At 70.9% G+C, this 16,791-nt stretch carries 16 protein-coding genes; 8 read left to right on the top strand and 8 right to left on the bottom strand.

Going from position 1 to position 16,791, the window contains the following annotated elements:
• The first annotated feature begins 173 nt into the window (after positions 1-173).
• The 5 genes from ABIC63_RS08250 (at position 174) to ABIC63_RS08230 (ending at position 6,376) form a co-directional block, all read left to right on the top strand.
• Positions 174-1,184: a PDR/VanB family oxidoreductase gene (locus tag ABIC63_RS08250; RefSeq protein ID WP_354319386.1), complete on the top strand. Its 1,011-nt coding sequence runs from the start codon at positions 174-176 to the stop codon at positions 1,182-1,184.
• 19 nt (positions 1,185-1,203) lie between these two features.
• Positions 1,204-2,640 (top strand): aldehyde dehydrogenase family protein, encoded by a 1,437-nt coding sequence (locus tag ABIC63_RS08245; RefSeq protein WP_354319385.1) that lies wholly within the window; start codon positions 1,204-1,206, stop codon positions 2,638-2,640.
• 82 nt (positions 2,641-2,722) lie between these two features.
• A complete protein-coding gene (locus tag ABIC63_RS08240; RefSeq protein WP_354319384.1) occupies positions 2,723-3,976 on the top strand; it encodes a cytochrome P450 in 1,254 nt (417 codons plus the stop codon).
• A gap of 81 nt (positions 3,977-4,057) precedes the next feature.
• Positions 4,058-5,221 (top strand): AraC family transcriptional regulator, encoded by a 1,164-nt coding sequence (locus ABIC63_RS08235; protein ID WP_354319383.1) that lies wholly within the window; start codon positions 4,058-4,060, stop codon positions 5,219-5,221.
• Positions 5,222-5,272: 51 nt separating this feature from the next.
• A complete protein-coding gene (locus ABIC63_RS08230; protein WP_354319382.1) occupies positions 5,273-6,376 on the top strand; it encodes an NAD(P)-dependent alcohol dehydrogenase in 1,104 nt (367 codons plus the stop codon).
• A 73-nt stretch (positions 6,377-6,449) separates the two neighbouring features.
• On the opposite strand, the gene ABIC63_RS08225 is transcribed toward ABIC63_RS08230, so the two are convergent.
• The 8 genes from ABIC63_RS08225 to ABIC63_RS08190 all read right to left on the bottom strand — a co-directional run bounded on the left by ABIC63_RS08225 (position 6,450) and on the right by ABIC63_RS08190 (position 14,178).
• The gene (locus tag ABIC63_RS08225; protein WP_354319381.1) at positions 6,450-7,181 is read right to left on the bottom strand and encodes an enoyl-CoA hydratase/isomerase family protein; all 732 of its coding nucleotides are present in this window, start codon (positions 7,179-7,181) and stop codon (positions 6,450-6,452) included.
• 78 nt (positions 7,182-7,259) lie between these two features.
• Positions 7,260-8,243 carry an NADPH:quinone oxidoreductase family protein gene (locus ABIC63_RS08220; RefSeq protein ID WP_354319380.1) on the bottom strand — a complete coding sequence of 328 codons (984 nt, stop codon included), beginning with the start codon at positions 8,241-8,243 and terminating at the stop codon, positions 7,260-7,262.
• 59 nt (positions 8,244-8,302) lie between these two features.
• Positions 8,303-9,175 (bottom strand): MaoC/PaaZ C-terminal domain-containing protein, encoded by an 873-nt coding sequence (locus tag ABIC63_RS08215; RefSeq protein ID WP_354319379.1) that lies wholly within the window; start codon positions 9,173-9,175, stop codon positions 8,303-8,305.
• 15 nt (positions 9,176-9,190) lie between these two features.
• On the bottom strand, positions 9,191-10,006 hold the full coding sequence (locus tag ABIC63_RS08210) for an enoyl-CoA hydratase/isomerase family protein (protein ID WP_354319378.1): 816 nt from the start codon (positions 10,004-10,006) through the stop codon (positions 9,191-9,193).
• A complete protein-coding gene (locus tag ABIC63_RS08205; protein WP_354319377.1) occupies positions 10,003-11,076 on the bottom strand; it encodes a DUF7064 domain-containing protein in 1,074 nt (357 codons plus the stop codon). The genes ABIC63_RS08210 and ABIC63_RS08205 overlap by 4 nt, the downstream gene beginning before the upstream one ends.
• A 22-nt stretch (positions 11,077-11,098) precedes the next feature.
• Positions 11,099-12,316, bottom strand: a complete 1,218-nt coding sequence (locus ABIC63_RS08200) for an acyl-CoA dehydrogenase family protein (RefSeq protein WP_354319376.1) — start codon at positions 12,314-12,316, stop codon at positions 11,099-11,101.
• A gap of 30 nt (positions 12,317-12,346) precedes the next feature.
• Positions 12,347-13,408, bottom strand: coding sequence for a phosphotransferase (locus tag ABIC63_RS08195; RefSeq protein WP_354319375.1), 1,062 nt, complete (start codon positions 13,406-13,408; stop codon positions 12,347-12,349).
• The gene (locus ABIC63_RS08190; protein WP_354319374.1) at positions 13,405-14,178 is read right to left on the bottom strand and encodes an SDR family NAD(P)-dependent oxidoreductase; all 774 of its coding nucleotides are present in this window, start codon (positions 14,176-14,178) and stop codon (positions 13,405-13,407) included. The genes ABIC63_RS08195 and ABIC63_RS08190 overlap by 4 nt, the downstream gene beginning before the upstream one ends.
• Positions 14,179-14,352: 174 nt before the next feature.
• On the opposite strand from ABIC63_RS08190, the gene ABIC63_RS08185 reads away from it, so the two are divergent.
• From ABIC63_RS08185 to ABIC63_RS08175, 3 genes are read left to right on the top strand one after another with little or no spacing between them, the layout of a single operon-like run.
• Positions 14,353-15,528 carry a thiolase family protein gene (locus tag ABIC63_RS08185; protein ID WP_354319373.1) on the top strand — a complete coding sequence of 392 codons (1,176 nt, stop codon included), beginning with the start codon at positions 14,353-14,355 and terminating at the stop codon, positions 15,526-15,528.
• Positions 15,529-15,532: 4 nt separating this feature from the next.
• Positions 15,533-15,931 carry a Zn-ribbon domain-containing OB-fold protein gene (locus ABIC63_RS08180; protein WP_354319372.1) on the top strand — a complete coding sequence of 133 codons (399 nt, stop codon included), beginning with the start codon at positions 15,533-15,535 and terminating at the stop codon, positions 15,929-15,931.
• An 11-nt stretch (positions 15,932-15,942) separates the two neighbouring features.
• Positions 15,943-16,737, top strand: coding sequence for an enoyl-CoA hydratase/isomerase family protein (locus ABIC63_RS08175; RefSeq protein ID WP_354319371.1), 795 nt, complete (start codon positions 15,943-15,945; stop codon positions 16,735-16,737).
• The last annotated feature ends 54 nt before the right edge of the window (positions 16,738-16,791 follow it).

Genomic DNA, 16,791 nt, shown 5'->3' with positions numbered 1-16,791 from the left:
CCGAACCGTGGTAAGGCGATCATCCTATCAATGGTCGAACCTTTTTTCATCATGAGCGCAAACGGGACCGAATTGCCAAGCACCCTGGCCGCTGCGGCCATGGTGCCGAGCGGCGGTCGAACCTAGAGTTCGGCCCCACTGCGGGCGCCCTGCGGCCCGCCGGAGCCAGTCCCATGTCCGATCACCCCCCTTTTCCCGGCCCGGCCGGCGACGGCCCTGCGGCCGCTCTCACCCTGTCCCTGCGTCTGCAGGCGCGCAGCGACGAGGCCGAAGGCACCGTCTCGCTCGCCCTCGTGGACGCCGTCGGCGCCCCGCTGCCGCCCTTCACGCCCGGCAGCCATCTGCTGGTGGAATGCGCCCCCGGCGTGGTGCGCGCGTATTCGCTGTGCAATGCGCCGTCCGAACGGCACCGCTACCTGCTCGGCGTGCTGCGCGAGCCCGCCTCGCGCGGCGGCTCGGCCGCGGTGCACGAGGATTGGGCCGTGGGCCGGACGGTGCGCGTCTCGCCGCCGCGCAATCACTTCCCGCTGCTGGAGAGCCCGGGGCGGGTGCTGCTGCTCGGCGGCGGCATCGGCATCACGCCCCTGCTCGCCATGGCCGAGCAGCTCCATGCGCAGGGCCGCCCTTTTGCCCTGCACTACTGCACGCGGACGGCGGCGCGCACGGCTTTTGCCGAGCGGCTGCGGCAGGCGCCCTTCGCCGGCTCGGTGCACCTCCATCACGACGACGGCCCCGCCGAGGCCGCCTTCGATGCGGCCCGGGTCCTCGGCGAGCACGGGCCGCACGACCACCTGTATGCCTGCGGCCCCGCTGGCTTCCTGGGCCATGTGATGGAGACCGCCAGGCAGTCGGGCTGGCCGGCCTCTCACCTGCACCAGGAGGTGTTCCAGGCGAGCGTCGAGGCGTCGCCCGGCGACCAGCCCTTCGAGATCGTGGTCGCCAACCGCGGCATCACCGTGCTGGTGCCGGCGGGCGAGACAGCGCTGCATGCACTCGCCCGGGCGGGCATCGACGTGATGTTCTCCTGCGAGCAGGGCGTGTGCGGCGCCTGCGTGACAGGCGTCGTCGAGGGCGAGCCCGATCACCGCGACCAGTACCTGACCGAGGCCGACCGGGCCCGCAACGACTGCTTCACGCCCTGTTGCTCCCGGTCGCGCACGCCGCGACTGGTGATCGAACTCTAGACCCACTGCGAACACCGCCATGAACCCCCATTCCGCATTCGCCGACGACATCTTCCCCATGACCATTGGCGGCGCCGCCGTGCACGCCGCCGCCACGCGCGGCGTGGTCGATCCCGCCACCGAGGACGTGTTCGCGCAGGCGCCGGTGGCCACGCACGCGCAACTCGACGACGCCGTGGCCGCAGCCCGCGCTGCGCAGCCCGGCTGGGCCGCGCGGCCCTGGGCCGAGCGCCAGGCGGTGCTGGGCGCGCTGGCCCAGCTGCACATCACCCACCAGGAAACGCTGGCCCAGCTGTTGACCCGCGAGCAGGGCCGGCCGCTGCCCAAGGCCCGCTCCGAGCTCGCCGCGGCCGCCTGGTGGTATGGCGAATACGCACGCATGAGCCTGGCGCCGCAAGTGCTGCAGGACACGCCGGCCGCCCTGGTCGAGGTACGCCGCGTGCCGGTGGGCGTGGTCGGCGCCATCGTGCCGTGGAACTATCCCATCGTGCTGGCGGCCTGGAAGATCGCGCCCGCCCTGCTCGCGGGCAACACGCTGGTCCTCAAGCCCTCGCCGTTCACGCCGCTCACCACGCTGCGCCTGGGCGCCCTGATGCAGCATCTTTTGCCGCCCGGCGTGCTCAACGTGGTGAGCGGCGACGATGCGCTCGGTCCGTGGATGACCGCCCATCCGGGCATCGACAAGGTGTCCTTCACGGGCTCCACCGCCACCGGCCGCCGCGTGATGCAAAGCGCCTCGGCCAACCTCAAGCGCCTCACGCTGGAGCTGGGCGGTAACGACGCCGCCATCGTGATGCCGGACGTGGACGTCGAGGCCGCGGCCCGCGCGCTCTTCGACGGTGCCTTCGCCAACAGCGGCCAGATCTGCATCGCGGCCAAGCGGCTGTTCGTGCACGACGCCATCTACGACCGCTTTGCCGCCGCCTTCACCGCACTGGCGAAGGCAGCGCGCCTGGGCCCGGGCGACCAGGAAGGTGTGGACTTCGGCCCGGTGCAGAACCGGCCGCAGTACGAGCGGCTGGTCGCCCTGCTCGCGGACTGCAGGCGCCGGGGCCACCGCTTTTTGGCCGGCGGCGAGCTGCCGCCGGGACCGGGCCTGTTCTTTCCCCTCACGCTGCTGGACGACCCGCCCGCCGACTCGCCGGTGCTGCACGAAGAAGCCTTCGGCCCGCTGCGCGCGCTGATCCGCTTCCGCGACGTGGACGAGGCCGTGGCCCGCGCCAACGCCAGCGAATACGGCCTGGCCGGCTCGGTGTGGTGCCGCGACGAGCGTCTGGCCCTCGCCATCGCGGCTCGCCTGCAGACCGGCACCGTGTGGATCAACGAGATCCAGACCGCCTCGCCCCACAAGCCCATGGCCGGCCACAAGCAGTCCGGCCTGGGCGTGGAGAACGGCGAGGAAGGCCTGCGCGAATACACGCTGCCGCAGACGATCTCGATGAAGCGCGCCAGCTGAGAGGCTGCGGCGCATCCGCGGCGCGCCGCGCGGCCGGTTGGCCGGGCCACGCCGTTTCCCACCCCAAAGAAGGAGACTTCCCATGCTGCTCTCTGAACTCGACGACGAGATCGTCAGCCACCGTCTGTTCGCCGACGAGGCCCGCGCCCGCGCGGTCTTCGCCCGGCTGCGCGCCGAAGACCCGGTGCACCTCACGCAGGCCGGGGGCTATCCGCCCTTCTGGGCCGTGACGAAGCTGGCGGACGTGACCGAGGTGGAGCGCCAGAACGACCGCTTCCTGAATGCCCCGCTGGTGTTCCTGCTCGACCGCGAGGAATACGCCCAGCGCATGAGGGACACCAACGGCACCGGCCAGTACCTGCGCTCCCTGGTCAACATGGACGGCACCGAACACCGCGCGATGCGCGGGCTGACCCAGGCCTGGTTCATGCCGCACAACCTCAAGCGGCTGGACGCGCTGGTGCGTTCGCGCGCCACCGAGATGATGGACCTCATGGCCCGCACCGGGCAGTGCGACTTCGCCCAGTCCATCGCACCCTGGTATCCGCTGCGGGTGATCATGTCGCTGCTGGGCATGCCCGAAGAGCACCACCCCGACCTGCTGCGCCTGACCCAGCAGCTGCTCGCCCCGCGCGAGGACCAGCAGCAGCGCGATTCCGCGGAGGTGGAGCGCGCCAAGAAGCAGACCTTCGGCGAATTCGCCACGCACTTCCAGACACTGATCGCGCAGCGGCGGGCCGAGCCGCGCGACGACCTGGCCACGCTGCTGGTGCAGTCCCAGGTCGACGGCCGGCCACTCGGCCCGCAGGAACTGCTGGGCTACTTCCTGATCGTCGCCACGGCCGGCCACGACACCACCGCCTCTTCCCTCGCCAGCGGGCTGCTCGCGCTGCTGCAGCATCCCGAGCAGCTCGCCCGCCTGCGCCGCGAGCCGCAGTTGCTGGGCAGCGCGGTTGAGGAGATCCTGCGCTGGTCCTCGCCGGTGCGCCACTTCATGCGCACGGCGCAGGAAGACTACGTGCTGCGCGGCCGGCAGATCCGCAAGGGCGACTACCTGATGATGTGCTACCCCTCCGCCAGCTTCGACGAGGAGGTATTTCCCGATGGCCATCTCTTCCGCATCGACCGCACGCCCAACCGGCACCTGGCCTTCGGCTTCGGCGTGCATGCCTGCCTGGGCCAGCATCTGGCACGCATGGAGCTCAAGGCCTTCCTGACCGAATTCCTGGCGCGCGTCGAAGACGTGCGGATCGACGGCCCGGTGACCCTGGTCGCCAGCAACCAGGTGTCGGGGCCCAAACATCTGCCGCTGCGCTACACGATGGCGGCAGCCTGACTCCGCATCCGGGCGCGTACCGCGACGCGCCCATGGAAAACCCCTGGCCGCAGGCGGGGACGCTGCGGCTAACCTGACAAAATGGTTCTACCATCGTATGCAGGCGAGCCCCTTCCGTCCTTCCGCGACGTGGCCGGTGCCGCCTCCACCCATGAGGCGGGCGCGGCCTACACCGTGCCCCTGTGGTGCACCCTGCGGCTGCTGGGCGGTGCGTTGCGGCGCGGCTTTGCGCGCGAGGCGATGCTGCGACACATGCGGGTGCCGCCCGCTCGCCAGGATGACCCGCAATGGCCGGTGCCGGTGGCCGACCTCGGCGCCCTCCTGCGGCACCTGGCGCGGCGCATGGACGACGAGCTGGTGGGCCTGTGGGTGCGGCCCGTGCCCTTCGGCAGCTTCTCCAGCGTGGCGCGCCAGCTGCTGCATTGCGCCCGGCTGGGCGAGGCGCTGCAACTCGCGCTGCGGCTGTATCGCCTGATCGCGCCCGGCTTTCCGCTGCGCCTGCGGGTGACGCAGGGCCTCGCACGGCTCGAGATGCAGCCGCAGCCGTCCGACGCCGACGTGACCCTGGATGCTGCCGCCGTCTACTGGACGCTGGCACTGGCGCGCTGGCTGGTCGACCGGCCGATCCCGGTGCACAGCGCCTGGATGCACTCACCCGCGCAGGACAGCTGCTATCGCGAGCGGCAACCCTTCTTCGAAGTGCCCACGCAGTATGGCTGCGCCCGCACCGGCATCGCCTTCGACGCAGGCTGGCTGAACCGGCCCCTGGCACGTTCGGCACAGAGCCTGGAGCCCCTTCTGGCGGCCCTGCCTGCGCCGCTGATGCGTGCGGGCGCCCCGCCGCCGGCTGCCGCCGAGCAGGTGTGCAGTCAGCTGCAGCTGCACGGCGGCGACGGCTTTGCAGGCACGCTGCAATCGGTGGCGCGCACGCTGGGCCTGAGCCCGCGCTCCCTGCGCCGGCGGCTGCAGGAGGAAGGCTGCAGCTGGCACGACCTGAAAGACGCCATGCGCCGCGAACAGGCGCTGGACTGGGTGAGCCGCACCGACCTGAGCCTGGCCGAAATCGGCGAGCGGCTGGGCTTTGCCGATGTCAGCACCTTCCACCGGGCCTTCAAGCGCTGGACGGGAGAGCCGCCGGGCGAGTTCCGGCGCCAGCACCAGGGACGCGCAGCGCCGCCGCCGTCCGCGCCGGCCTCATTCCGCCTGGCCGCCCCGGCCAGCAGCGCCGGCCACCGCGGCCATTGAGCGCGGCGGCCCGGGCCGCAACACTGCAGCGCATCACCAGGAGACACCGCGATGCGCATCACCGCTGCCCTCAGCACCACGGCCGGCCAGGCTTTCGAGATGGCTGAGCTGGACCTCGACGATCCCCGCGACGACGAGGTCGTCGTCCGCGTTGCGGGCGTCGGCCTGTGCCACACCGATGTGGTGGGGCACCAGGGCCTGCTCAGCCTCAAGCTGCCGGCGGTCTTCGGCCACGAGGGCGCCGGCATCGTGGAGCGCGTCGGCGCCCGCGTCACCAAGGTGCGGCCCGGCGACGCGGTGCTGATGACCTTCATGTCCTGCGGCCACTGCCCCTCGTGCAGCACCGCGGCACCGGCCTACTGCCACCGCATGCGGCCCCTGAACTTCGGCGGCACACGCGCCGACGGCTCGGTCACGCTGCGCCGCGCGGGCGCGCCGGTGGGCGGGCACTTCTTCGGCCAGTCCGCCTTCGCCAGCCACGCGCTGGCTCACGAGCGCAACGTCGTGCCGCTGCTGGTGGGCATGCCGCTGACCATCTCGGGCGCGCTGGGCTGCGGCGTGCAGACCGGCGCGGGCGCCGTCATGCGCTCGCTGGCGGCGCCGGCTGGTTCATCCCTGGTGGTGCTGGGCGGCGGATCGGTGGGCCTGAGCGCCGTCATGGGCGGCGTCGTGCAGGGCTGCCGCAGCATCGTCGTCGCGGAACCGCAGCCCAGCCGGCGCACGCTCGCGCTGGCGCTGGGCGCCACCCATGCGATCGACCCCGCGGACCCGCGGCCGCTGGCCGATGCCGTGCGCGCCATCCTGCCGGCCGGCGCCGACTGCGTGCTCGACACCACGGGCCGGGCCGAGACGATGGAAGCCGGCATCCAGGCCCTCGCACCGCGCGGACGCTTCGGCTTTCTCGGCATTCCCCCGCGCATGGATGCCACCCTGCCCGGACAGATCGTGCCGGCCATCGCCGCGGGCCTGACTTTCCGGGGCATCACCGAGGGCGACAGCGACATCGAGACCTTCCTGCCGGAGCTGATGCGCCTGCACCTGGCGGGCCGCCTGCCCTTCGACCGCCTGGTGCAGACCTATCCGCTGGCGCAGATCGACCAGGCGTTGGCCGACCAGCATGCAGGCCGGTGCGTGAAGGCGGTGCTCGTCCCCTGAGAAGCCGGGGCGCCAGCGCGTCCTGTGCAGCATCGGGCCGGCAGATGCCTCAGGGGAGCCGGCGGCCCGGTGCTCAGGCCGCCGGCGGCGGCTGGCGCTTGCGCGAACCCGGCGAGCGGAACTGCTCGTGCGCCATGCCCTGCGCCAGGCTGAACCCGTCGGTGTCGTGGACCAGCCGCTTGTTGGTCGCGTTGCTGTGGAGCGAGTTGGCCAGGACTGCACGAGCCAGTTCCGCCACGCCGGCTTCGAAGTCGACGTCGGCGAAGCAGGTGTTGGCCAGGCCGATGCGCTCGGCTTCGCGGCCGTCGACGCGGCGAGCGGTGGCCATCAGCTCCAGCGCACGGGCCGTGCCCACGCGCCGGGGCAGGCGTTGGCTCATGCCCCACATCGGCACTAGGCCGTAGCGGCCGTGCGTGTCGGCGAAGCGCGCCGACTCGGCTGCCACGATCCAGTCGGCCGCCAGCGCCAGCTCCAGCCCCCCGGTGACGCAGGCGCCATGGACGGCCGCAATGACGATCTGCGGCAGTTGCGAGAACATCTCCAGCGTGCGCGACTCGTGGCGCAGCCAGGCCAGGTCCATGGCGCCGATCTCGCCCAGGTCATGACCGGCGCAGAAGCACGGCCCGGCGCCGCGCAGCACGACCACACCCAGTTCCCCACCGTGCGCGACCAGGTCGTCCAGGTGGGCGCGCAGCGCTTCGAACAGCGGCGGGTTGACGGCGTTGCGCTTGTCGGGGCGATTCAGCGTCAGAGTGCAGACGCCGCCGGCGTCTGCGCGCAGCACGAGCGGCGCGGTGTGGCTCATCGGCGCACCTTCGCGGCCTTCGGTGCCTTCGCTGCCGCCTTCGCAAGGGCCCGCGGTTGCGGCCGGTCGCCGGTGGCTTCATTCATGCAGGTTTCCTCGATGTTGCAGCGTGAGCCACAGCTTGCCGATGCTGGCCCGGCTGGCCAGCGCCGCCAGCGCCTGCGGCGCCTGCTCGAAATCCCAGCCGCGTCCAGGCAGCAGCGGCAGGCGGCCTTCGGCATGCCGGTCGTAGACCTCCCGTGTGAGCGCAGCCGCCAGTTGCGGGTCGCGCTTGCGCACCTCGCCCCACAGAACGCCCACGGCGCTGGCGTTGTGCAGCAGCAGCCGGTTGGCGGGCAGCGCAGTGAGGCTGCCGCCAGCAAAGCCGATCACGAGGTAGCGTGCGTCATGGGCCAGGCAGCGCAGGCTCTGCACGCCGGTCTCGCCGCCCACCGGGTCATAGACCACGTCGACACCGTCGGGCACGTGCGCGCGCACGGCAGCCAGCCAATCGCCAGCGGCGTCGAGCGCAAGGTCGGCCCCCGCATCGCGGCAGGCCTGCAGCTTGGCCGCCCCGCCGGCGGTGGCGATCACGCGCGCCCCCAGGCACTTGCCCAAGCTCACCGCCGCGCTGCCCACGCCACCGGCGCCGGCATGCACCAGAAGCGTCTCGCCCGGCTGCAGGCGACCCGCATGGCGCAGGGCATAGAGCGAGGTGGGGAAGTTGCTGCGCAGCGCCAGCGCCGTGCCAGCCGGCATCGTGTCGCCGATGGGCCACGCCGCGGCCTGCGGCGCGAGCGCGTAGTCGGCAAAGCCGCCCTGCTGGCAGGAGGAAGCGAGGCGCGTGCCCACCGGAAGCGGGCCCTCGCCCCCCACGATGGTGCCCACGATCTCCGACCCGGGCGTGAAGGGCAGCGCAGGCTTGGTCTGGTAGCGGCCGCGCACCAGCAACGTGTCGCCGAAGGCCAGGCCAGCGGCCTCGACCCGGACCAGGTAGTCGCCGGCCTTCACCTGCGGCAGCGGGATGTCGCGCCGGTGCATCGTGCCGGCCTCGCTCAAGGCCTCGACACGCCAAGCACGCATGATGGCGGGCAGGATGGGGGTCACACCCGCCATCGCCAGCTCGCCTGAAGCGCGGCCTTTCATGAACGGAGCGTGACGCGCCCATGGCTCAGCACCACGACCTCGCGCGCCGGTACGCGGGCGCGCAGGGCAAGCTCCCCGGCGCCCAGGTCCCAGAAGTCGAAGGCCAGCGTCTCGCCCGGAAACACGGGTGAAGACAGCCGCGCCCGCAGGCCCGTGAGGCGCGCCGGATCGCCGTCGCAGAAGTGCTGCACGGCAGCGAGGCCGGCCATGCCCCAGGTGGCCAGGCCGTGCAGGATGGGCCGCGGGAAGCCCGAGCGCGTGGCCACGCCCGGGTCGATGTGCAGCGGATTCAGGTCGCCGCTGAGGCGGTAGAGCACGGCCGCATTGGGCAGCGTCGCCAGCGTGACGCTGAGGTCGGGCGCCGCATCGGGCACGGCGGCCGGCGCAGGTGCCGGCGCATCGCTGGTTGCGCCGGGCGGAAAGCCCCCGTTGCCGCGCAGGAACAGCACCTGCTCGCAGGTGGCCAGCCGCTCGCCGGTGGCCTCGTCGGTCAGCACCTTCTCGACATGCATCACGGCGCCCTTGCCCTCCCCCTTGTCGACGAGGCGGGTGACGCGGCTGCGGCCGACCAGCGCAGCCGACGGGGGCAGGGGCGCATGCAGCGTGACAGCCTGCTCGCCGTGCACCAGCTTCAGGAAATCGATGCCCAGTTCGGCGCGCTCGCGCATCCACGAACCCGGCGAGGCCAGTACGGCCGCCATGGTGGGCAGCGCCGCCAGCTCCTTCTCATAGACGAATCGCAGCTGCCGCGGATCGAGCGGATCGGCACCCGCGCCCAGGCCGAGGGCGTAGAGGATGCAGTCCTTGGTGGTGTAGTGCTGGCGCACATCGCCGGAGTGCCAGGCACGGGTCTTGTCGGAATCGATCATGGAAGAAGCGCCGATTCAGGCGTCGTTGGCGGAAGGGGGCGTCGGCCACTGGAACTGTGCCGGCTCCTTGTGGGCAAAGCGGCGCGTGGCCTCGGCCACGTAGTCGCTCGCGGCGACGACGGGGTTGGATAGCACCTCCAGGTCGAGCATGGCGCCGAGCCCGCTCTGCAGCGAGGCCTGCAGCGCCCGCTTGCTCAGGCGCACGGCCACCGGCGATGCACCGGCGAAGCTCTGTGCAATGGCCAGGGCGCGCGGCAGCAACGTCGGCGGCGCGAGCACCTCGAGCGCCAGGCCCATCTGTCGCGCCTCGTCGGCGCCGAACTCGCGGGCCGAGAAGATCAGTTCCTTGGCCCTCTGCAGGCCGACCACGCGCGGGAGCGTGTACCAGGCGCCCAGGTCCGGCACCATTCCCACGCGGTGGAAGGCCATGGCCAACCGCGCGCGACGACTGAGGAGCACGATGTCGGCCGTGAGAGCCAGGCTCAGCCCGGCGCCGAAGGCCACGCCGTCGACCGCTGCGATGAGCGGCTTGTCCAGGCCGAGAAGGCTCTCGGTCAGCGTGCGGTAGCGCTGCATGCCGGCCAGGCGCTGCTCTGCCGTGCGAGGGCCAGAATCGGCCATCGCCTTGAGGTCGCCCCCGGCGCAGAAGTCGCCGCCCGCGCCAGCCAGTACGACGGCACGCACCGCATCGTCCTGCCGCGCGTCGTGCAGCGCGGCGGTGAGCGCCTCGGCCAGGGCCGGGCTGAGCGCGTTGCGGCTGCCGGGACGGTCGAGGGTGAGCACGGCGACGGCGGCCTGGCGGCCCACATGCAGGCCGTGGCCATCGCTCACCGGGCGACCTCCGGCCTTGCCGCGGGCGCCGCAGCGCGGCCAGCCTCGGACGCGGGGACGCCGTCCTCCATCAGGTCGCAGAACTCGGTCATGCCCAGCACCGTGCGGTCGCCACAGCGCCACTCGGTCAGGCTTTCGGTGATCCGGGTGTAGCTGCGCCAGTCGCTGCTGCCGCGGCGCTTGTGGCGCAGCGGCACGGTACGCAGAACCCTGCCCCGGAGCACGTAGACGCCCTGGGCGGTGGTGACGGTGGCAGTCACCGCGCGCGGATACCAGGCCTGGTCGTACTCCGCCTCGATGTGGCCGTCGATCACAGGCTCGTAGACGCCGCCGCGCAGCACATTGCCGCTGATGCGGTTCGGCCCGCCCTCGGGCCGGCCCTTGATCGACAGCAACACGCCGAAGTCACGGTCGAAGGTGACCGGGATCCACTTGTACCAAAAGAAGCTGTGCCAGTGCCGGGGGCCCCAGGACTTGTCGCGGTAGCCGGTGCCGCGCACGATGTCGTGGCGCTGCCCGTCCACCGTGATGTGGCCGGTGGCAGCGAGGTTCTGCTCGGTGTGGCCGCGGTAGACCGACAGCTCCGGATCGACGTCGATCGGCCGGCCGTCGAGGGTGACGATCTCGCCGCCATGCATGGGCGAGATGCCCTCGAAGTCCAGCACGAAGGCCCCGGGCCTCTTCGGATAGGTCTTGAAGGCACGGCTCGGATCGGCCATTGCCAGGGGATCGTCCATGATGAGTAGCTCGCCCTCGTAGCTGCAGCGCAGGTGGCGAAAGGGCTCGATCACCTCGAAACGCATGCCACCGGCATCCATGGCGTCGTTGTTGTCGATGGCCGGCCGCCCGAACATGAAGGCCACCCGCCCGTCGGGCAGGTAGATGCAGCAGGTCATTTCCGCATGGCCCTCGTTGGGCCGGTTGCCCAGACGGAACCAGGCGCCGATGCCGATGGCCGTGTCGAAGGCATTGAAATACATGCTCTCGTTGTAGTTGCCTGCGGCCTCGGACGTGTGGGTGTACTCGTCCCGGGCGTCGATGCGCAGAAGGGTGTCGGGTGGCATATACATGGGGACTCCTGGCTTGTCGAGATCAGTGCGGAGCGGGCTGGAAGCGGGCCAGTTCCAGCCGGCCGATCTGGTTGCGGTGCACCTCGTCCGGACCATCGGCGATGCGCAGCCCGCGGGCCTGGGCGTAGGACTTTGCGAGCATGAAGTCGCCGGAGACACCAGCCGCGCCGTGGGCCTGGATGGCCCAGTCGATGACCTTGCAGGCCATCGCCGGCGCGGCGACCTTGATCATCGCGATCTCCTTGCGCGCATGCTTGATGCCCTGCGTGTCCATCTTCCAGGCCGCGTGCAGCGTGAGCAGCCGCACCTGGTCGATGGCCACCCGCGACTCGGCGATACGCTCCAGCGTCACCGTCTGCCGCGCCAGCGGCCTGCCGAAGGCCACGCGCTGGCCCACGCGCTCGCACATGAGGTCGAGGCAGCGCTCTGCGCGGCCGATAAGGCGCATGCAGTGGTGGATGCGGCCCGGACCCAGCCGGCCCTGCGCCAGCTCGAAGCCGCGATCCTCGCCCAGCAGGATGTGGTCGAGCGGCACCCGCACGTTCTCGTAGAGCACCTCGGAATGCCCATGCGGCGCGTCGTCGTAGCCGAAGACGGTGATGTTGCGCAGCACCGTGATGCCGGGCGCATCGCGCGGGATCAGCACCATCGACTGCTGGCGGTACTTGTCCGGATTCGTCGGGTTGCTCTTGCCCATGAAGACGATGAAGGCGCAGCGGGGATCGGCGATGCCGGAGGTCCACCACTTGCGGCCGTTGATCACGTACTCGTCGCCATCGCGCACGATCTGCGCCTCGATGTTGGTGGCGTCGGACGAGGCCACGCCCGGTTCGGTCATCGAGAAGCAGGAGCGGATGCGGCCCTCCATCAGTGGCTCGAGCCAGCGCTTCTTCTGTGCCTGCGAGGCGTAGCGGGCCAGGATCTCCATGTTTCCGCTGTCGGGCGGCGAGCAGTTGAACACCTCGGAGGCGATGGGCGAACGGCCCATGATCTCGGCCAGGGGCGCGTAGTCGAGGTTGCTGAGGCCGCCGCCGCGGCCATCGTCGGGCAGGCAGAGGTTCCAGAGGCCGGCCTGCTTCGCCAGCGCCTTGAGCGCCTCCATCACGGGTGGCTCGTGCCAGCGGCCGCCAGCCTCCAGCTCGGCGGCAAAGCGGTCTTCGGCAGGATAGACATGCTGCTCCATGAAGGCCAGCAATTGCCGCTGCAGGGCCTCGGCGCGGGGCGAGAGAGTGAAGTCCATGATTTCCTTGGGGGCTGGGAAGGGGTGGCGTCAGAAGCCGCGAGTGAGCAGCGACGCGCGGCCCGGCACGGCGGCGGCGACGCGCCAGCCCTCTGCAGCGGTGGCCTCGACCCGGGCCGCCACGTCGGCCGCCCGGCGGTTCGCGGCATTGCCGTCCAGCGCGCGCCGCGCGATGCCCTGCTGGATGGCCGCCAGCCGGAACAGGTTGAAGGCGAGGTAGAAGGGCCAGTGCGCGATGGCCTCGTCTGTCCCCAGACCCGTGCGGGCGCAGTACGCGACCAGATGCTCGGCCTCGGTCGGGATGCCCAGGGCGCGCAACTGCGCATCGTCCAATCCCGCCAGCGTGCGATGGACGCCCAGGCCGATGCGCCAGTTGAGGCAGTGGTAGGCAAAGTCCGCCAACGGGTCGCCCAGTGTCGACAGCTCCCAGTCCAGCACAGCGACGATGCGCGGCTCGGACGGATGAAAGATCACGTTGTCCAGCCGGAAGTCGCCATGGACGAGGCCCGTACCCGCCTGTGGCGGCACCCGCACGGGCAGCCACTCGATGAGCGACTCCATGGCCTCGATGCGCTGCGTCTGGGCACTGCGGTACTGGCGCGTCCAGCGCGCGATCTGCCGCTGCACATATTGCGTGCCGCGGCCGTAGTCGCCCAAGCCCACGGATTCGGGCGCGATGCCGTGCAGTGCCGCGATCGTGCGGTTCAGCGCGTCGTAATGCGCTCGGCGCTTGGACGGCGCCATGCCCGGCAGCGTCTGGTCGGTGAGGATGCGGCCCTCGACGAAGTCCATCAGGTAGAAGGCACTGCCGATGACCTCGGCGTCCTCGCAAAGCAGCCGGACGCGCGGCACCGGCACCGCCGAGCCCTCCAGCGCCTGCATGACGCGGTATTCGCGCTCGACGGCATGGGCGGAGGGCAGCAGCGAGCCCGTCGGCTTGCGGCGCAGCACATAGCGCGCTGCGCCCGCATCGACGAGGAAAGTGGGATTGGACTGCCCGCCCTCTACGGCGCGCACGGCCAGCGGACCTTCGAAGGGACCCAGGTGCACGCGCAGACAGGCGGCGAGCCGCGCGACGTCCATGCCGCTCATAGGCTGATGTGGAAGCCGCCGTTGACGCCGATGTGCTGGCCGGTCATGTAGCTGCCTGCATCGGACAGCAGGAAGGCCAGCATGCGCACTGCCTCCTCGGCGGTGGACCAGCGGCCCAGGGGAATCTGCGCCAGCATGCCGTCCTTGAACTTCTCGCCGCGCACCACTTCGGTCATGGGCGTTTCCACCACGCCGAAGCAGATGGAGTTGGTACGGATGTTGTAGCGGCCCCATTCGCGGGCGGCGGTCATCGTCATGCCCAGCAGGCCGGCCTTGGCGGCCGCGTAGTTGATCTGGCCGATGGAGCCCTTGCGGCCAGCGTCGGATGAGATGTTGATGATCGATCCGCCGCGGGTATCGCCGCCTCGCGACCGCGCCACCATGTGCCGGCCCACGGCCTGCAGCCAGTAGAAGCTGCCGGTGAGGTGCACGTCGATCACGTCTTTCCATTGCTGGTCGGTCATCTTCTCGATCATGGCCGGGCGCGTGATGCCGGCGTTGTTGACCAGGCCGTGCAGCGCGCCGAAGCGCTCCACCGCCTCGTCCACGGCGCGGCTGGCCAGCGCAGCGTCGGTCACGCTGCCGACCACCGTCATCACCCGGTCGGCGGGCAGCTCGGCCATGGCGGAGCGCAGGCCGTCGCCGTTCATGTCCACCGCCACCACGCGGCCATCGAGCTGAACGATCAGCTCGGTCAGCGCCTTGCCGATGCCCTGGCCGGCACCGGTGACGACGACCGTGCGGTCCTGCAGAGTGACGAGAGGGTTCATGAGTCGCTGCTCCATTTTGTTTGGTTGAACCAATGTTAGATGGTGGCCGATTCGGACGTCAACGGTCGATCCGGTGGCCGCCCCGCGCATCTGTCGCGTCCGTGTCTCGCCCACTTTTGGTTGAACCAATATTATGGCGGCGACCATCTTTCAAGGTTCACAGGAGAAACGCCGATGACCATCAAGGGCAAGGCCTGCATCGCAGGGGCCTTCGAGCATCCGACGCGCAAGGCGCCGGACAAGACCGTGGCCCAGCTGCATGCCGAATGCGCCAGGGGTGCCCTGGCCGATGCCGGTCTGACGCTTCAGGACGTGGACGGCTACTTCTGCGCCGGGGACGCGCCCGGGCTGGGCGCCAACAGCATGGCCGACTACCTCGGCCTGACCCGCCTGCGCCATCTCGACACCACGGACACCGGCGGCTCGGCCTACCTCATCCATGTGTCGCATGCCGCCCAGGCCATCGCCGCCGGCAAGTGCGACGTGGCGTTGATCACCCTGGCCGGGCGGCCGCGTACCGAGGGCGGCAGCGGTGTCGGCGTCGGTGCCCGGCTGGTGACGGCCGCCACGCCCGATGCGGCGTGGGAGATGCCGTATTCGCCGGTCACGGTCAACATGTACGCCCTGGCCGCCGCGCGCCACATGCACGAGTACGGCACGACCAGCGAACAGCTGGCCTGGATCAAGGTGGCCGCCTCGCAGCATGCCCAGCACAACCCGCATGCGATGCTGCGGGAGACCGTGACGGTAGAGGAGGTGCTGGCCTCGCCGCTGATCGCCGACCCGCTGCACAAGCTCGACTGCTGCGTGGTGAGCGACGGCGGCGGCGCCCTGGTGGTAGTGCGGCCCGAGATCGCACGCCGCCTGAAGCGGCCGGTGGTGCGGGTGCTGGGTGCCGGCGAAACCATTAAGGGCCAGCTGGGCGGCGCGGTGGACCTCACCTGGTCAGGCGCTGCCGTGTCCGGCCCGGCCGCTTTTGCCGAGGCCGGCGTGAAGCCGGCCGACATCCAGTACGCCTCGATCTACGACAGCTTCACCATCACGGTGCTGATGCAGCTGGAGGACCTGGGCTTCTGCCCCAAGGGCCAGGGCGGCCGCTTCGTGGCCGACGGCAATCTGATCTCCGGTGTGGGCAGGCTGCCCTTCAACACCGACGGCGGTGGCCTGTGCAACAACCACCCGGCCAACCGGGGCGGCATCACCAAGGTGATCGAGGCGGTGCGCCAACTGCGCGGCGAGGCCCATCCCAAGGTGCAGGTGCCCGACTGCCGGCTGGCGCTGGCGCAGGGCACGGGCGGCCTGCTCGGCTCGCGCCACGGCAGCGCCACGCTCATCATGGAAAGGGAATGACATCATGGCGACCCCGTACATCGAACGCCCCCTCACCACACTGCCGCACGATGCCGCCACCGAGCGCTTCTGGGCCGGCACGGCCGATCACCTGCTGCTGACGCGCCAGTGCACAAGCTGCCACAAGCCCCACTGGTACCCGCGGCCGGTCTGCCCCTTCTGCCAGGGCGACACCGAGTGGCGCAGCCTGTCGGGCAAGGGCACGATCTACAGCGTCAGCGTGACGCGCCGCGCAGGTCCAGTGGCCTATGCCATCGCCTATGTGACGCTGGAGGAGGGCATCACCATGCTGACCAACATCGTGGATTGCGACCTCGATTCGCTGCACATCGGCCAGCACGTGCAGGTGCGCTTCAAGCCTGCCGAAGACGGCACGCTGGTGCCCATGTTCACGCCCAGCTGAAAGGCGCCGCCATGGACACCTTGCAGTTCGAGGTCCGGGACCAGGTCGGCTGGGTGCGCCTGTCCCGTCCCGCCATCCACAACCCCTTCGACGCCGATCTGCGCGCCGACCTGATGACCGTGCTGGAGCAGGCCCGCGACGACCCCGGCATCCGCGTGCTGGTGCTCACCGCCACGCCCGGCACCTTCTGTGCCGGCGGCAACTTGCATCTACTCAAGGCGCAAATGGATTCCGGGCCGGCTTATTGGCAGCAGCGCATCCGCGGCGGGCTGCGATTCGTCCAGGACATGCTGAACCTGGGGCGGCCGGTCATCGCCGCCGTGGACGGCCCGGCCATGGGCGCAGGTTTCGCGCTGGCCCTCACGGCCGACATCGTGCTGGCGTCCGAGCGTGCGCGCTTCTGCATGGCCTACCTGCGGCTGGGACTGGTGCCCGATCTGGGCGCGATGTACCTGCTGCCGCGCGCGGTGGGCGTGCAGCGGGCCAAGGAGCTGATCTTCTCGACCCGCGACATCGACGGGCACGAGGCGCAACGCCTGGGCATCGCGATGGAGGTGCATCCGAGCGAAGCGCTGGAGGCACGTGCCGCCGCCATCGCGCGCAGCCTCACCCAGGCCGCGCCCACGGCCCTGGCCCTGACCAAGGCCGCGCTCAATGCCTCGCTCGATGCGGACCAGCAGACCCTGTTCAGCATGGAGGCGGGCAGCCAGGCCGCCGCCTTCGCCGCGCCCGAGCCGCGCGAGGCCATCGAGGCCATGCTGGCACGGCGGCCACCGCCGTACCGCGGCTTCCCGCCAGCCGCCTGAGCGCGATCGCCAGAGCGTCCTGCCGGGGCCCGGGGACGCATCGTCGCTGTATTA

The organism is Pseudacidovorax sp. 1753, from assembly GCF_040544975.1.
Classification (GTDB): Bacteria; Pseudomonadota; Gammaproteobacteria; order Burkholderiales; family Burkholderiaceae_C; genus Xenophilus.
Note: the sequence above shows the minus strand (reverse complement) of the source record. Positions and strands in the feature narration are given on the sequence as shown.

Excerpts from the sequence above, each read along its gene's own strand:
- ABIC63_RS08250 (WP_354319386.1), top strand. The coding sequence starts at position 174 with ATGTCCGATCACCCCCCTTTTCCCGGCCCGGCCGGCGACGGCCCTGCG.
- ABIC63_RS08245 (WP_354319385.1), top strand. The coding sequence starts at position 1,204 with ATGAACCCCCATTCCGCATTCGCCGACGACATCTTCCCCATGACCATT.
- ABIC63_RS08240 (WP_354319384.1), top strand. The coding sequence starts at position 2,723 with ATGCTGCTCTCTGAACTCGACGACGAGATCGTCAGCCACCGTCTGTTC.
- ABIC63_RS08235 (WP_354319383.1), top strand. The coding sequence starts at position 4,058 with ATGGTTCTACCATCGTATGCAGGCGAGCCCCTTCCGTCCTTCCGCGAC.
- ABIC63_RS08230 (WP_354319382.1), top strand. The coding sequence starts at position 5,273 with ATGCGCATCACCGCTGCCCTCAGCACCACGGCCGGCCAGGCTTTCGAG.
- ABIC63_RS08225 (WP_354319381.1), bottom strand. The coding sequence starts at position 7,181 with ATGAGCCACACCGCGCCGCTCGTGCTGCGCGCAGACGCCGGCGGCGTC.
- ABIC63_RS08220 (WP_354319380.1), bottom strand. The coding sequence starts at position 8,243 with ATGCGTGCTTGGCGTGTCGAGGCCTTGAGCGAGGCCGGCACGATGCAC.
- ABIC63_RS08215 (WP_354319379.1), bottom strand. The coding sequence starts at position 9,175 with ATGATCGATTCCGACAAGACCCGTGCCTGGCACTCCGGCGATGTGCGC.
- ABIC63_RS08205 (WP_354319377.1), bottom strand. The coding sequence starts at position 11,076 with ATGTATATGCCACCCGACACCCTTCTGCGCATCGACGCCCGGGACGAG.
- ABIC63_RS08200 (WP_354319376.1), bottom strand. The coding sequence starts at position 12,316 with ATGGACTTCACTCTCTCGCCCCGCGCCGAGGCCCTGCAGCGGCAATTG.
- ABIC63_RS08195 (WP_354319375.1), bottom strand. The coding sequence starts at position 13,408 with ATGAGCGGCATGGACGTCGCGCGGCTCGCCGCCTGTCTGCGCGTGCAC.
- ABIC63_RS08190 (WP_354319374.1), bottom strand. The coding sequence starts at position 14,178 with ATGAACCCTCTCGTCACTCTGCAGGACCGCACGGTCGTCGTCACCGGT.
- ABIC63_RS08185 (WP_354319373.1), top strand. The coding sequence starts at position 14,353 with ATGACCATCAAGGGCAAGGCCTGCATCGCAGGGGCCTTCGAGCATCCG.
- ABIC63_RS08180 (WP_354319372.1), top strand. The coding sequence starts at position 15,533 with ATGGCGACCCCGTACATCGAACGCCCCCTCACCACACTGCCGCACGAT.
- ABIC63_RS08175 (WP_354319371.1), top strand. The coding sequence starts at position 15,943 with ATGGACACCTTGCAGTTCGAGGTCCGGGACCAGGTCGGCTGGGTGCGC.